This window comes from Streptomyces sp. BB1-1-1 (assembly GCF_031597775.1).
GTDB classification, from domain to species: domain Bacteria; phylum Actinomycetota; class Actinomycetes; order Streptomycetales; family Streptomycetaceae; genus Streptomyces; species Streptomyces thinghirensis.
The window spans coordinates 6,744,766-6,758,526 of the sequence record NZ_CP134203.1 but is presented as its reverse complement, the minus strand read 5'-3'; the positions used below and the strand labels follow the sequence as shown (position 1 = coordinate 6,758,526).

The 13,761-nt window shown below is 72.8% G+C and carries 13 protein-coding genes; 5 read left to right on the top strand and 8 right to left on the bottom strand.

The features are described from left to right. Positions 1-29 precede the first annotated feature (29 nt). The 4 genes from RI578_RS30940 to RI578_RS30925 all read right to left on the bottom strand — a co-directional run bounded on the left by RI578_RS30940 (position 30) and on the right by RI578_RS30925 (position 5,298). Positions 30-1,490, bottom strand: coding sequence for a citrate:proton symporter (locus tag RI578_RS30940; RefSeq protein ID WP_310874139.1), 1,461 nt, complete (start codon positions 1,488-1,490; stop codon positions 30-32). Between the two features lie 140 nt (positions 1,491-1,630). Further along, positions 1,631-3,898: a molybdopterin oxidoreductase family protein gene (locus tag RI578_RS30935; protein WP_310874138.1), complete on the bottom strand. Its 2,268-nt coding sequence runs from the start codon at positions 3,896-3,898 to the stop codon at positions 1,631-1,633. A 124-nt stretch (positions 3,899-4,022) separates the two neighbouring features. Then, complete coding sequence (locus RI578_RS30930) at positions 4,023-4,640, bottom strand: TetR/AcrR family transcriptional regulator (RefSeq protein ID WP_310874137.1); 618 nt, start codon at positions 4,638-4,640, stop codon at positions 4,023-4,025. A gap of 64 nt (positions 4,641-4,704) precedes the next feature. Further along, positions 4,705-5,298, bottom strand: coding sequence for a hypothetical protein (locus RI578_RS30925; protein ID WP_310874136.1), 594 nt, complete (start codon positions 5,296-5,298; stop codon positions 4,705-4,707). A 180-nt stretch (positions 5,299-5,478) separates the two neighbouring features. On the opposite strand from RI578_RS30925, the gene hmgA reads away from it, so the two are divergent. Genes hmgA through RI578_RS30910 form a run of 3 tightly spaced genes read left to right on the top strand, consistent with a single transcriptional unit; the run spans position 5,479 to position 8,754 of the window. Then, positions 5,479-6,795, top strand: a complete 1,317-nt coding sequence (hmgA, locus tag RI578_RS30920; protein WP_310874135.1) for a homogentisate 1,2-dioxygenase — start codon at positions 5,479-5,481, stop codon at positions 6,793-6,795. Between the two features lie 26 nt (positions 6,796-6,821). Beyond that, the gene (locus RI578_RS30915; protein WP_210961806.1) at positions 6,822-7,571 is read left to right on the top strand and encodes a GntR family transcriptional regulator; all 750 of its coding nucleotides are present in this window, start codon (positions 6,822-6,824) and stop codon (positions 7,569-7,571) included. Between the two features lie 22 nt (positions 7,572-7,593). Then, positions 7,594-8,754, top strand: a complete 1,161-nt coding sequence (locus RI578_RS30910; protein ID WP_310874134.1) for a type ISP restriction/modification enzyme — start codon at positions 7,594-7,596, stop codon at positions 8,752-8,754. Between the two features lie 81 nt (positions 8,755-8,835). Here the strand turns inward: RI578_RS30910 and RI578_RS30905 are convergent, their stop codons facing one another. After that, positions 8,836-9,540, bottom strand: a complete 705-nt coding sequence (locus tag RI578_RS30905) for a TetR/AcrR family transcriptional regulator (protein ID WP_310874133.1) — start codon at positions 9,538-9,540, stop codon at positions 8,836-8,838. A 63-nt stretch (positions 9,541-9,603) separates the two neighbouring features. On the opposite strand from RI578_RS30905, the gene RI578_RS30900 reads away from it, so the two are divergent. After that, positions 9,604-10,551 (top strand): ATP-binding cassette domain-containing protein, encoded by a 948-nt coding sequence (locus RI578_RS30900; protein WP_310874132.1) that lies wholly within the window; start codon positions 9,604-9,606, stop codon positions 10,549-10,551. Continuing rightward, complete coding sequence (locus RI578_RS30895; RefSeq protein WP_310874131.1) at positions 10,548-11,342, top strand: ABC transporter permease; 795 nt, start codon at positions 10,548-10,550, stop codon at positions 11,340-11,342. The genes RI578_RS30900 and RI578_RS30895 overlap by 4 nt, the downstream gene beginning before the upstream one ends. A gap of 209 nt (positions 11,343-11,551) precedes the next feature. On the opposite strand, the gene RI578_RS30890 is transcribed toward RI578_RS30895, so the two are convergent. The 3 genes from RI578_RS30890 to RI578_RS30880 form a co-directional block, all read right to left on the bottom strand. After that, positions 11,552-11,821 carry a hypothetical protein gene (locus RI578_RS30890; RefSeq protein ID WP_055416136.1) on the bottom strand — a complete coding sequence of 90 codons (270 nt, stop codon included), beginning with the start codon at positions 11,819-11,821 and terminating at the stop codon, positions 11,552-11,554. Between the two features lie 115 nt (positions 11,822-11,936). Next, positions 11,937-12,749: an anti-sigma factor gene (locus RI578_RS30885; RefSeq protein WP_310874130.1), complete on the bottom strand. Its 813-nt coding sequence runs from the start codon at positions 12,747-12,749 to the stop codon at positions 11,937-11,939. Next, positions 12,746-13,288 (bottom strand): sigma-70 family RNA polymerase sigma factor, encoded by a 543-nt coding sequence (locus RI578_RS30880; protein ID WP_310874129.1) that lies wholly within the window; start codon positions 13,286-13,288, stop codon positions 12,746-12,748. Before RI578_RS30880 ends, RI578_RS30885 begins: the two co-directional genes overlap by 4 nt. Positions 13,289-13,761 lie beyond the last annotated feature (473 nt).

Below are 13,761 nucleotides of genomic sequence, written 5' to 3'. Positions count from 1 at the left end.
AACGAGTTCCCAGGGAGCCGGGCCGATCATCAGATGATGCCGAACAGGATGCCCGCCGCGAGAATCACGAGGCTCGTCAGAACCGCCCACTTCACCACGAACCGCGTGTGGTCGCCGAACTCGACCTTGGCCATGCCGACCAGGACGTAGACGGCCGGGACGAGCGGGCTGGACATGTGCAGCGGCTGGCCGACGATCGAGGCGCGGGCGATCTCCAGCGTCGACACGCCGTGCGCCTGACCGGCCTCGGCGAGCACCGGCAGGACGCCGAAGTAGAAGCCGTCGTTCGACATGAAGTAGGTCAGCGGCAGGCTCAGCAGACCGGTGACCAGGCCCATCTGCGGGCCCATGCCGTCGGGGATGGTGTCCACGAGCCAGTTGGCCATGTGGTCGACCATGCCGGTGCCGGTGAGGACGCCGGTGAAGACGGCGGCGGCGAAGACCATGCCGGAGACGTTGAGGACGTTGTCGGCGTGGGCCGCGATCCGGGCCTTCTGGTCGGGGATGTGCGGGAAGTTGACGGTGAGCGCGAGCGCGGCGCCGAGCAGGAAGAGCACCGGGATCGGCAGCACCTCCATGATCATGGCGCTGAGCAGCGCGACCGTGAGCAGCGCGTTGAACCAGTACAGCTTGGGGCGCAGGGTGGGCCGGTTCGGGTCGAGGCCCTTGAAGTCGTCGTCGGAGTCGGCGTCGGACTCGCCGTTTTCGGCGGCGGCGTCCTGGGACCCGAGGGACCCACCCCCGCCCGCAGATGCCTTCCCCGAACCCGCACCCGCACCCGCACCCGCACCCGCACCGGAGGCCGTGCCCGAACCCGCGCCGACCAGCACCGTCTCGCTCTCCGGCTCCCGCACCAGCGCCTCGTCCAGCGTCAGCGTGCCCAGCCGCCTGCGCTCGCGCAGACCCAGCACGTACGACAGGGTGATGACCGCGAGCAGACCGACGGCCAGGGCCGGGATCATCGGGACGAAGATGTCGGTGGCGTCGACCTTCAGGGCGGTGGCGGCGCGGGCGGTGGGGCCGCCCCAGGGCAGGGTGTTCATCACACCGTTGGCCATCGCGGCGACGCCGGTCATCACGACCAGGCTCATCTTCAGGCGCTTGTACAGCGGGTACATCGCCGAGACCGTGATCATGAAGGTGGTGGAGCCGTCACCGTCCAGCGAGACGATGGCGGCGAGCAGGGCCGTACCGACGACGATCCGCATCGGGTCGGCCTTGCAGAACTTCAGGATGGCCCGGACGATCGGGTCGAAGAGCCCGACGTCGATCATCACCCCGAAGTAGACGATCGCGAACATGAGCATCGCCGCGGTGGGGGCGAGGCTGGACACGCCGTCGATGACGTAGTCGCCGAGGTGGGCGCCCTTGCCGACGAACACGCAGAACAGCGCGGGGATCAGCACGAGCGCCGCGATCGGCGACATCTTCTTCATCATGATCAGGACCAGGAAGGTCGCGATCATGGCGAAGCCGAGGATGGTCAGCATGTGTGAGTACCTAACGTTCGCCCTTGAACATTCCACCGGGGCAGGCGGTGCGAGCGACGTTAGGTGGCGCAAAGCAGCGTTAACAAGACGTTGACATGCGAGCAATAAGCGCAAAACTCCAGGTCACAGCGGTACGCCGGTCAGGGCCGGGGCGCGGGGGCGATCGCGACGGGTATGCCGTTGAGGACCGCGTTGCCCGAGAGCGGGTCGAGCAGGGTGCCGTCGAGGAGCTGGTTGACGTTGACGCCGGGCTCGGTGGCGGCGTGGGTCAGACGGGTGCCGGGGCGGCCGTGGCCCCAGCCGTGCGGAAGGCTGACCACGCCCCGCCGCACCGCGTCGGTGACCTCCGCGGGGGCGGTCACCTCTCCCCCGGCGCCCGTCACGCGCACGGGCTCTCCGCTGCGCACGCCGAGCCGTTCGGCGTCGTCGGGGTGGAGGTGCAAGGTGCAGCGGTTGGAGCCGCCGGTGAGGGCCGGGATGTTGTGCATCCAGCTGTTGTTGGACCTCAGATGGCGCCGGCCGACGAGGACGAGCCCGTCGGGCCGCTCGGTCAGGGCCTGCCTGAGCCGCGGCAGATCGCCGGCGATCGGCCCCGCCAGCAGCTCCACCTTGCCGCTGCGGGTCTTCAGCGGCTGCGGCAGCCTGGGGCGCAGCGGGCCGAGGTCGATGCCGTGCGGGTGGGCGAGCAGCCGCCGCAGGGACAGCCCGTCGGGCCGTACGCCGAAGCCGTCGCCGTAGGGGCCGAGGCGCAGCATCATGTCGAGCCGCCGCTCGGGGCCGTTGTCGCCGGTGAGCTGGGCGGTCAGTTCGCCCGGGTCGCGTCCGTGCACGGGTGAGTGCGGCTCCCGTACGGCCTTGCCGAGGGTCTGTTCGATCACCATGGCGTCGACGGCGGCCGGGTCGGCGCCGTGCCTGCCGGTGGCGGCCAGGATCAGCCGGGCCAGGATCTCGGTCTCGGCCATCCGGCCGGGTTCCAGCGGGACGGCGGGGCGGGTGTAGCGGACCTGGTTGCGCACGGCGAGCGTGTTGAAGGCGAAGTCGTGGTGCGGACTCTGGGCCGGCGGGGGCGGCGGCAGGACGACGTGGGCGTGGCGAGAGGTCTCGTTGAGGTAGGGGTCGACGCTCACCATGAAGTCGAGCGAGGCCAGCGCCTTGTCGAGCCGGTCGCCGTCGGGTGCGGACAGCACGGGGTTGGCGGCGATGGTGACCAGCGCGCGGACCGGCTCGCCCGCCTCGACGGCGGTGGCGGTGCGGGTGTCGGTGGCGGTGGCGGTGTCGATCTCCTCGGCGAGGGCGGACAGGGGCAGTTCGCCCTTGGCCTCGGGGTGTCCGCTCACCCGGGAGTGCCAGCGGCCGAGCGCGAAGCCGTGGCCGGGTCCGGCGGGGCGGGGAGTCCTGTCGGTGGCGGCCTGCGGGAAGAGGGCACCGCCGGGCCGGTCGAGGTTGCCGGTGAGGATGTTGAGGACGTCCACGAGCCAGCTGGCGAGCGTGCCGTGCGGGACGGTGCAGCTGCCGATGCGGCCGTAGACGGCAGCGGTGGGGGCGGCGGCGAGTTCGCGGGCGAGGGCGCGCGTCACGTCGGCGTCCACGTCGCAGGCGGCGGCGACGGACTCCGGCGTGAAGTCGGCTACGGCAGCGGCGAGTTCCGTGACTCCTTCGACATGCGGGGCGAGTGCGCCGAGGTCCACCAGGCTCTCTTCGAACAGTACGTGGGCCATCGCGGCGAGGAGCAGGGCGTCGGTGCCTGGGCGGATCGCCACGTGTCGGTCGGCGAGCCTGGCGGTGCGGGTGCGGCGCGGGTCGATGACGGTGAGGGTGCCGCCGCGGGCCTTGAGCGCCTTGAGGCGGCCGGGGAAGTCGGGAGCCGTGCAGAGGCTGCCGTTGGACTCCAGCGGGTTGGCGCCGATGAGGAGCAGGTGGTCGGTGCGGTCGAGGTCGGGCACCGGGATGGCGTTGGCGTCGCCGAAGAGCAGCCCGCTGGAGACGTGCTTGGGCATCTGGTCTACCGTCGACGCGGTGAAGAGGCTGCGGGTGCCGAGGGCGCCGATCAGGACGGTCGGGTAGAGGGCGCCGGCCATGGTGTGCACGTTGGGGTTTCCGAGGACGACGCCGACGGAGTTCGGCCCGTACCGCTCGACGACGGGCCGGACACCGGCGGCGATCGCGTCGAACGCCTCCTCCCAGGTGGCCTCGCGCAGCTCGCCGTCCCTGCGCACCAGGGGGGCGCGCAGCCGGTCGGGGTCGGAGTCGACGGCCCCGAAGGAGGCGCCCTTGGGGCAGATGAACCCGCGGCTGAAGACGTCGTGGCGGTCCCCTCGGGCCGCGGTGACCGTGGTGCCGTCGATGGTGAGCGCCAGGCCGCAGGTGGCCTCGCACAGGGGGCAGATACGCAGGGCGGTGCGGGACACGGGTCCTCCCGTAGGGCGGCGGCAGCGACGCTCTCTCGCGGCGAGCATACCGACCGGTAGGCATGTTGGGGAGCCCTGTCGGGTGATCCCAAGCCCCGGCGGAGGGCCATGGGGCACCGCCCCGTCAGTCCAGCACCCGCCCCAGATACGCCCGGAGCAGTTCCCGGGCCTCCTCGATGATCTTCTCGTCCCCGCCCGGCGCGACCCGGAAGGCGAGCTGCACGAGGGTGTCGGCCGTCTCCACGGCGACGAGGAAGGTGCGGCGCAGATCGTCGTCCGGGCGGCGGCCGAGGTAGCCGGAGAGCAGCTCGGTGAGCCGGTCGGCGACGCGGTGGTTGGGGACGGCGTGGCGGCCGCCGACCGGTATCTGGTTGCCGAAGTCGATCAGGGAGAAGCCGGGGGCGGTCCGTTTCATCGCCAGGTACTCGTCGAGCACCGCGTCCAGCGCCCCGCGCCAGCCGCCGTCGCCCGTCTCCGTCAGCCGTTCGGTCACGCGCTCCGCGTAGCGCTCCAGGTTGCGCTGGGCCAGCGCGTCGGCCATCTGCCGCTTGTTGCCGAAGAAGCGGTACACGGAGCCGATGGGGACGTCCGCGCGCAGCGCCACGGCCCGGGTGCTCAGGGCGTCGTAGCCGACCTCGTCGAGGAGGTCCGCGCAGGCGTCGAGGATCCGGGTCAGCCGTTCGGCGCTGCGCCGCTGCACGGGGGCACGGCGGAGCGAGGTCGCGTGGGACACGGTCTTCATGATGCCCTTCCGCCGCGGTCCGGTGAACTGTGACCTTCAGTACGGCGGTGGCCACCCGCTCCGCTCACCGCACCGCCGTGCGTGCGGGAGGCGACCGGCCCTGCGTCTCCCCCGGCTCCATCTCCTCCGGCTCCGTCGGCTCCCTCGGCTCCGTCTCCGACGCCGTGATGTCCGCCGTGCTCTCGACGGGTTCGCCGTCGACGGCCCAGACGGTGCCGTCGTCGGCGTACAGGCGGACCGTGAGCTGGTGGGTGCCGCGGGGCACGAGGTCGGCGGCGAGGCGGTACTCCGGTCCGCGCAGGCGGGTGAGGAGGTCGCCGTCGAGGAAGAGGTGGGCGACGCCGCGGCCGGCCACCGCCTCCGCCTCCGTCCCGGCCGGCGAGAACCTGAAGTCGCGGACGGTCAGGCGTACGACCCAGCTGTCGTCGGTCTCGGGCTGTACCTCGATACCGACCTCGGGAGCGCGCTCGCCGTCCACTTCCCGGTAGCGCCGGCCCTCCTCGTCGGTGGCGTCGAGCAGCCTGCCCACCGGCGTGGCCGAATCCCGGGCCTCCGGTTCGCCCGTACCGCCCGTATCACTGGAGCCGCAGCCGGCGGGTCCGGTCAGCAGCAGGACACAGACCGCGAGCACGGCGAGCACTCCCCGCATCCACGACATGACGGGAGACTAGAACACCGGTCCGACAGTCCGGATCCCCCGGGGGTCTGGTTCCGGTCATCCTCCTCCGGGACTACCCGCGTGGACCAGAACCCCGTACGACCTCTTGCGCACGGGAAACCGCAATCCTACGGTGTCCCATAGGAATCGGGTGGGAATCGGTTTGCGAGGGAGCGATCAATGAGCGGGGACGCGCGGAAGACCGCGGAGGGGCTGGCCTACCTGTCCGGTTTCGGCAACGAGCACAGCTCGCAGGCCGTTCCGGGCGCCCTGCCCGAGGGCCGGAACTCGCCGCAGCGGGCGCCGCTGGGACTGTACGCGGAGCAGCTGAGCGGCACGGCGTTCACGGAGCCGAGGGCGGACAACCGGCGCTCCTGGCTGTACCGGATCCGCCCGTCGGCCGCGCACCCGGCGTTCGCCCGCGCGGGCAACGGCGCGATCCGCACGGCGCCCTTCACCCAGGCCGTGCCGGACCCGAACCGGCTGCGGTGGAACCCGCTGCCCGAGCCGGAGACGGGGACCGACTTCCTGGCGGGCCTGTGGACACTGGGCGGCAACGGCGACGTCGCCCAGCGCACCGGCATGGCCGTGCACCTGTACCACGCCACGGCCTCCATGGAGCGCGTCTTCAGCGACGCCGACGGCGAACTGCTGATCGTCCCGGAGCACGGCGGCCTGCTGCTGCGCACCGAGTTCGGACTGCTGCACGCCGAGCCCGGCCATGTGGCGCTGATCCCGCGCGGGGTCCGCTTCCGCGTGGAACTGCTCGACGAGAGGGCCCGCGGCTACGTCTGCGAGAACTACGGCGCCCCCTTCCGCCTCCCCGACCTCGGCCCGATCGGCGCCAACGGCCTGGCGAACGTGCGGGACTTCATGGCACCGGTCGCCGCCTACGAGGACGTCGAGGGCCCGGTGGAGGTGGTCAACAAGTTCTGCGGCAACCTCTGGACCGCGACCTACGACCACTCCCCGCTGGACGTGGTCGCCTGGCACGGCAACCATGTGCCGTACGTCTACGACCTGCGCCGTTTCAACGTCATCGGCACCATCTCGTACGACCACCCGGACCCGTCGATCTTCACGGTGCTGACCTCTCCGTCGGACACCCCCGGCCTCGCGGGCGTCGACTTCGTGGTCTTCGCGCCGCGCTGGCTGGTGGGCGAGGACACCTTCCGGCCGCCGTACTTCCACCGGAACGTGATGAGCGAGTACATGGGCCTGATCGAAGGGGCCTACGACGCCAAGGCGGAGGGCTTCGTTCCGGGCGGCGGCTCGCTGCACAACATGATGTCGGCGCACGGTCCGGACCGGGAGACCTTCGACCGGGCGAGCGCGGCCGAGCTGAAGCCGCAGCGGATCGACGACGGGCTGGCGTTCATGTTCGAGACGCGCTGGCCGGTGACCCTCACGCCCCACGCGGCCCGCGCCGAACACCTGCAGCAGGGTTACGACGACGTCTGGCAGGGCCTGGAGCGTCACTTCCGCCCCTTGCACTGAGGATTCCCTACCGGTACGGATGGCCCGTGACCTCCTTCGCCCCGGACTCCATCGTCCTGAACCGCAAGCTGCCGCTGTGGTACCAGGTGTCGCAGTCGCTGCGCGCCTCGATACTCGGCCGCTCGCCCCGGGACCCGCTGCGCCTGCCCACGGAGGAGCAGTTGGCCGGTCACTACGGGGTGAGCGTGCTGACCATGCGGCAGGCGCTGAAGGAGCTGGAGGACGAGGGGCTGATCACCCGGCACCGCCGGCGCGGCACGTTCATCGAGCCCGACGCCCGGCGGGGCGCCCCGGTGCGGCTGCTGGGCTCCGTCGACGCGATCGTGGCCCAGCAGTCCGGCATGAAGGCCGAGCTGCTGGGCCACGGCACCGGGCCCGTGCCGCCCGAACTGGCCGAGTTCTTCCCGGACCTGGCGGAGACGGCGACGTACCACCGGCTGCGCTGCGACGAGAAGACGGGTGAGCCCACCAACCACGCCCACAACTACGTCCGGCCCGAGGTCGCCGCCCGCATCGACGTGGACGACCTGGCCCGCTGGCCCATGACCAAGGTGCTGCGGGACGTGGTGGGCATGGACATCAGCCGGATCACGGACACCGTGGAGGCCCGGCTCGCGGACCCGGAGACGGCGCGGCTGCTCGAAGTCCCGCTGCTCAGCCCGATCCTGCACTACACGGGCATCACGTACGACACGGCGGGGCGGGTGCTGGACGTGGCGGTCATCCACTACCGGGGGGACCGTTTCTCGTTCACGGTCACCCTGGATGCCACGTGAGGCCCGGGCGCCCCGTCGTACGATGCCCAGCGTGACGCACGACGACGCTCCGCCGCTGGCGGACCTCATGCCGTGGTCCGTCGCACCGCCGCGGCTCGGCCGGGGGTGGCCGACGGCACCCGACGCGGCGTCCCTCAAAGCCCGCTGGGACGCCCTGATGAAGGCCGAGGGACCCGACCGTGAGGGCCTGTTGGAGCCGACGCGCTCGCGGACCGCGCACACGGCGGTCGGACAGCTGCCGGGCGGGGCCGGCGGCACCGAGAAGCTGGCGCGCGCCTCGGGGCCGTGTCCGGAGCCGGTGCGTGTGCTGCGCGCGCCCTTCGACGAGCAGTGGCTCATTCCCGACCACCGGCTGATCGACGCGGCCCGTCCCGAGCTGTGGCGGGTGGCGGACGAGCGACAGGTCTTCGTGGTGGAGGCGCCCGACGCCGCCGGCCCTCCCCTGCTCGTCGCGACCTCGCGGCTGCCGCTGCTCGGCGGCGCCCGGGTGCGCCCGCTGTACCGGCGTCCCGATGGGGCGGAGCCGAACCTGGCCCCCGGCCTCCTCGACCACCTGGCCGCCCGGCTCGGCCGGCGTCCCGCGCCGGAGGACGTGCTGGCCTGGGCGGTGGCGACCGTGCGGGAGGGCTCCGTCGTCCCGCTGACCGCGGACCCCGCGCTGTGGGAGCGCGGTGTCGGCCTGGGCCGGCGCGCCCTGTGGTTGATGCGCCGCGACGGGGAGCGCCCCAAGCTGCCCGGCGGCCGTCGCCCGTACGTCCGCGCCCCACTGCCCGGGCGCCCGCTGACCCTGCGCTACGACCGGGACGAGGAGGCCCTGCACCTGGACGAGGGCCGGGTCTCCCCCGTGCCGCCCGGCGCCTGGGACTTCGAGGTGGGCGGGGTGCGGGTGCTGGAGCAGTGGTTCGCGGCCCGTACCGCCGAGGGCGAGCCGGGCACGCTGGCGGCGATCCGCCCGGCCACCTGGCCGCAGACCTGGACGTCCGAGCTGCTGGAACTGATCACGGTCCTCGCCCTGCTCGCCGAACTGCGGCCGCGGTGCCGGGAACTGACCGTGACGGACGGGATCACGTCGGCCGAGCTGCGCGAGGCGGGCGTCATCCCGGCGCCCCCGGCGGCCCGTCGGCCGGCCTCCGTCCTGGACGGCCGGGAGGAGGGGCCGGAAGGGCAACTGGCGCTGCTGTAGGCCCGCCCCGACTCGGGCCGCCGGGATCTTCCCGCTCAGGCCCCGCGCGGAGCACCGCTCGAAGCCCCGCTCAGGCCCCGCTCAGGCGAACCCGTCCAGCACCCGCGTCAGCGCCCGCTCGAAGACCGCCTCCAGGTCGATCGGACCGGCGTCCTGGGCGAAGGACGCCGCCAGCCGCGGGTAGGCGCCGCTCGCGACCTGCCGGCCCAGGTAGGCGATGCGCATGGCGTTCTCCTGCTCCTCGGACCAGGGCAGTGAGCGGGTGCGCTCGACGGTGGCGATCTCGTTGCTGACGTAGGTCGTCACGACGCCGTTCACCATGGCGACCAGCTCCATCTTCGTGCCGTAGGGCGCGTCGAAGGGGTCGAGGCAGGCCAGGCAGTGCTCCAGGTAGCGCAGCGCGTTGGGGCTGAAGCCGTAGACCGGGGACATCAGGCGGGGCAGCCAGGTGTGGCGGTGCATCAGCGCCCGGGTCTGGTGGGCCACCCGGATCATGTCGGCGCGCCAGTCGCCGCTCGGCTCCCACAGCTCGTGCTCGGCGCTGACGGCGTCCATCATCAGCTCGTACAGGTCCTCCTTGCGGGGGACGTAGTTGTAGAGCGACATGGTGCCGCAGCCCAGCTCGCCGGCCACCCGGCGCATGGAGACCGCGTCCAGTCCCTCGGCGTCGGCGATCCGCACCGCGGCGGCGGCGATGTCGGCGCGGGTGTACGCCGGTCTCGGCCCCCGGCCGGTGCGCTCGGGGCGCGACCAGATCACTTCGGGTACGGCCGCTCGGCCCGCCATGGTTCATCACCTCGGCCACCATCCTAGTTACGTACAGCGTACGTAGTGCGCTATGGTCGCCCCATGACTACTACGTACGCTGTACTTAGTGAGGGCCTGGAGAAGCGCTTCGGCGATGTGCACGCGCTCCGCGGACTGGATCTGGCGGTGGCCGAGGGCACGGTGTGCGGGCTGCTCGGGCCGAACGGGGCGGGCAAGACCACGGCGGTGCGCCTGCTGACCACGCTGCTGCGGCCGGACGCGGGTTCGGCGCGCGTCGCCGGGCACGACCTGGTACGCGAGGCCGCCGCCGTCCGCCGCCGGATCGGTGTGACGGGGCAGTACGCGTCGGTGGACGGGGACCTCACCGGACGGCAGAACCTGCGGCTGTTCGCCCGGCTGCACCGGGTGCGGGACGCGTCCGCGCGGGCCGACGAGCTGCTCGACCGGTTCGCGCTGACCGACGCCGCCGACCGGCCCGCGTCCACCCTGTCGGGCGGCATGCGGCGCCGTCTCGACCTGGCCGCGAGCCTCGTCCGGCGCCCCGAGGTGCTGTTCCTGGACGAGCCGACCACGGGTCTCGACCCGGCCAGCCGCAATCAGATCTGGGACGCCGTACGCGCCCTGAAGGCGGAGGGCACGACCGTGCTGCTCACCACGCAGTACCTGGAGGAGGCCGACCGCCTCGCCGACGACATCGCCCTGGTGGACCGGGGCCGGGTCGCGCACACGGGGTCGCCGGCCGAACTCAAGGCGCTGGTGGGGGCGTACGCGGAGGCCGTCGTCGCGGACGGGGACGCCATGGCGCGGGCGGCGGCGGTCCTGGACCGGCTCACCGGCGCGGAGCCGGCGCTGGACCACGACCGGCGCACCGTCGGCGCGGTCAGCACCGATCCGACGCTGACCCTGCCGCGCCTGGTGCGCGAACTCGACGCGGCGGGCGTTCCCCTGCTGGACGCGAGCCTGCGTCCGCCGACCCTCGACGACGTCTTCCTCCGCCTCACCGGCGACAACAAGGAGCTTGTGGCATGAGCACGGTGACCCACGACCTGGCGTACGACGGCACGGCGATGCTGAGCCGGCAGCTGCGGCGGCTGCGGAACAATCCGGGGCTGCTGATCCTCACCCAGACGATGCCGGTCACGATGCTGCTGTTCTTCGGCTACGTCTTCGGCAGCGCGCTGGCGATGCCGGGCGCGGAGTACCGGTCCTTCCTGGTGCCGGGCCTGCTGGTCGCGACGGCCGCGAACGGCATCATGACGGGCATGTTCCAGGCCGCCCAGGACACGCACCGGGGCGTGACGGACCGTCTGCGGACCCTGCCGGTGAGCCGGGCCGCGGTGCCGCTCGGGCAGTCGGTCGCGGACGTGCTCGTCACGGCCGCCGGGACGGTGCCCTTCCTGCTGGTCGGACTCGCGGTGGGCTGGCGGGTGGAGGGCAGTGTGCTCGGCGCGGTGGGTGCCGTGGGGCTGTTGCTGCTGTTCCGGTTCGCGACGACGTGGGTCGGGATCTTCCTGGGGCTGCTCACCCGGAACGAGGAGGCCGCCGGTCAACTGGGCGGCGCGACCTTCATCCTGCCGCTGCTTTCCAACGCGTACATCCCGACCGAGGGACTGCCGGGCTGGCTGCGCACGGTCGCCGAGTGGAACCCGATCAGCGCGGTGACCACGGCGCTGCGCGATCTCTTCGGCAACGCGCCCGTGCCGGAGGGGGCCGCCTGGCCGGTGGCGCATCCCGTCGCCGGGTCGCTGGCCTGGTGCGCGGTGCTGCTCGCGGTCTTCGTCCCGCTCGCCGTACGCCGGTACGCGCGCGGGGAGGGCTGAGCGGGCCGATGGGCGCCACGCCGGGTGGGAATCGGCGGGACGGATGTACGGGAGATACGGACGTACGGGCGAGACGGGCGTACGAACGGTTACGGGGCGTACGGAGGATTACCCGCGCTCGGGAGCACACCGGGGCGCCGCTGCGTGCCGTGGGGATGACGGACTGCGCGGCGCCGCGCCGGGTCGGTGTGACCGCCGGCGCGCGGGCCTCAGTTGCCGCCGAACAGCGAGCGGCGCAGTCGGCGCAACGGCGCGAACAGCGAGACCCGGCGCACCCTGGCACCCCTGCTGCTGCGCTTGTGCGCGGGCTCACGCGCGGTCAGCTCACGCATCAGCGACGTCGCCTCCACCGTCTCCCGTTGCGGGAGGGCAGGCCCTCCGAGCACCGCGAGATGACGGTCGAGACGCGAGCTGGTCGCGCTGCTTCCGCAAGTGATCGCAGGGACCCTTGCCCTGCTGCGCACTGTTATCTGTTCCATGTCACTCCCCACCCGTACGAGTCCACCCGGCCCGGGCAGAGTAACCCTATCGCCCCGGTACGGCATGCGTGTATCGCGGTCACAGGATTCACCTTCCCCGTAAGGGGGTTGACGATTACTCTCCGAATCCAACAGATTCCAGGGTGAGTTGGACAACCGGCCTGCTCGTCGGGCGGGCCGAACCCCCGTCGGGCTCGATCGTCACGGCCAGTGATGTGGCGGCCCGGTTCAGGCCGGAGGCGATCAGGGGCGTGTCGCCGTCGAGGAGCCCGAGGGAGCGCGGTACGGCGCCGGGGCGCATGAGCCAGAGTTGGTGCACGCGGTCGCCGGACGGCTCGCCGTACCCGCTCAGGGTGACGACCGCGCGCCCCTCGGACGCTGAGGCGACCACTCCGATACCGCGGCCCCGGTCGTCCTCGCCGCTCGTCGCGCGGGCGTCCGGCGCGGCCAGAACGTGGGCGATCTCACGTGCCCGGTCCCGCGCGGTGTCCAGTTCGCCCTGTGTCCGGTTCGCCTGGACGGCGAAGAGCGAGGCGACCACGAGCGCCGCGGCGGCCGTCGCCGTGGCGAAGGGCACCAGCAGGGAGCGCGGCCGGGACGCGCGGGAGCGCTCCGGCGGCGGCTGGGCGCCCCACACGTGCGGCGGCAGCCGGCGCACGGGCCCGCGCACGGGCGCGGGCTCCTGCGGAGTGCTCCGTACGGCGGCCAGGACCCGCTCGCGCAGGGCGGCCGGCGCCGGGGCGGCCGTGGACCAGGCCAGCCGGACGGCGTCCTCGGACAGCGCCCGCACCTCGGCGGCGCAGCGCTCGCACCCCTCCAGGTGGCGTTCGAAGCGGACGCGTTCGGCGCCTTCGAGGGCGTCCAGGGCGTACGGGGCGGCGAGCGAGTGGAGGTCGCCGCGGCGCGGCAGCCGGCCGAAGAGGTTCATGCGGCACCTCCCAGGCAGTCGCGCAGGCGGTTGAGTCCGTCTCTCATCCGTGTCTTCACCGTGCCCAGCGGAAGGGAGAGGCGCTCGGCCACCTCCCGGTAGGTGTAGCCGTCGTAGTAGGCGAGGGTGACCGACTGGCGCTGCAGTGCGGTCAGGCGGTCCAGGCAGCGGCGCACCCACTCGCGTTCGAGGCCCGCCTCGACCTCCTCGGAGACCTGGTCGAAGGCGGGGTGGTGGGCGCGGCGGGCCTCGCGCTGCTCGCGTTCGCCGGCCGCGCGGGCGCTGCGCACCCGGTCGACGGCGCGGCGGTGGGCGACGGTGAGGATCCAGGACAGGGCGCTTCCCCGGCGCGGGTCGAACCGGGCGGCGGACCTCCAGAGTTCGAGCAGCACCTCCTGCGCCACCTCCTCCGACTGGGCGGGGTCGCGCACCACGCGCCGTACGAGTCCGAAGACCGGTCCGGAGACCAGCCCGTACAGCTCCTCGAAGGCCTTCTGGTCACCGTCCGCCACGAGCATCAGCAGCTCGTCCGCCTCCACCCGGTCCCCCTCTCCCCGCGGGCCGCGCCCGGCCCGTCCGCGTCACCACCGGGCGCGCGCGGCGTGCGCGCCCTCCGCAGGAGTTACGGATAGGTGGGCGGAAAACGCGGGTCGGACGGGCACGGGTTGGCGGCGGAACCGGATTCCGGGTTCTTTGCAGGGTCTTCCGGGCTCTGCTCGGGCCCTTCCCGGGAAGGGCGGGCAGTGTTCGCGGGCGTCGCGCTTCGTCGTGGGTGCCGCTCTGCTGGCCGTAGGGCTGACGGCGGGGCCTTGACCGTCGACGGAGTACGGGACGGTCGTGGCGTCGTGGTGACCGGTGTGCCGAGGGGCGGCCCGGGACTGCCGAACGGCGTCCGCCCGGACGCGAGTATTCCTGCTCTGCAGGCCCGGCTCCGTTTCCCAGCCTCGGGAATTCGGCGGCTGGGCGGCCCCTCGGGCTGGGCCTACGTCGAACAGGCTCGCACCGACGCGAC

What these genes read in the sequence shown, in the direction of transcription:
- RI578_RS30940 (WP_310874139.1), bottom strand. Translation starts at nt 1,490, where the DNA reads ATGCTGACCATCCTCGGCTTCGCCATGATCGCGACCTTCCTGGTCCTG.
- RI578_RS30930 (WP_310874137.1), bottom strand. Translation starts at nt 4,640, where the DNA reads ATGAAGACCGTGTCCCACGCGACCTCGCTCCGCCGTGCCCCCGTGCAG.
- RI578_RS30925 (WP_310874136.1), bottom strand. Translation starts at nt 5,298, where the DNA reads ATGTCGTGGATGCGGGGAGTGCTCGCCGTGCTCGCGGTCTGTGTCCTG.
- hmgA (WP_310874135.1), top strand. Translation starts at nt 5,479, where the DNA reads ATGAGCGGGGACGCGCGGAAGACCGCGGAGGGGCTGGCCTACCTGTCC.
- RI578_RS30910 (WP_310874134.1), top strand. Translation starts at nt 7,594, where the DNA reads ATGCCCAGCGTGACGCACGACGACGCTCCGCCGCTGGCGGACCTCATG.
- RI578_RS30905 (WP_310874133.1), bottom strand. Translation starts at nt 9,540, where the DNA reads ATGGCGGGCCGAGCGGCCGTACCCGAAGTGATCTGGTCGCGCCCCGAG.
- RI578_RS30900 (WP_310874132.1), top strand. Translation starts at nt 9,604, where the DNA reads ATGACTACTACGTACGCTGTACTTAGTGAGGGCCTGGAGAAGCGCTTC.
- RI578_RS30895 (WP_310874131.1), top strand. Translation starts at nt 10,548, where the DNA reads ATGAGCACGGTGACCCACGACCTGGCGTACGACGGCACGGCGATGCTG.
- RI578_RS30890 (WP_055416136.1), bottom strand. Translation starts at nt 11,821, where the DNA reads ATGGAACAGATAACAGTGCGCAGCAGGGCAAGGGTCCCTGCGATCACT.
- RI578_RS30885 (WP_310874130.1), bottom strand. Translation starts at nt 12,749, where the DNA reads ATGAACCTCTTCGGCCGGCTGCCGCGCCGCGGCGACCTCCACTCGCTC.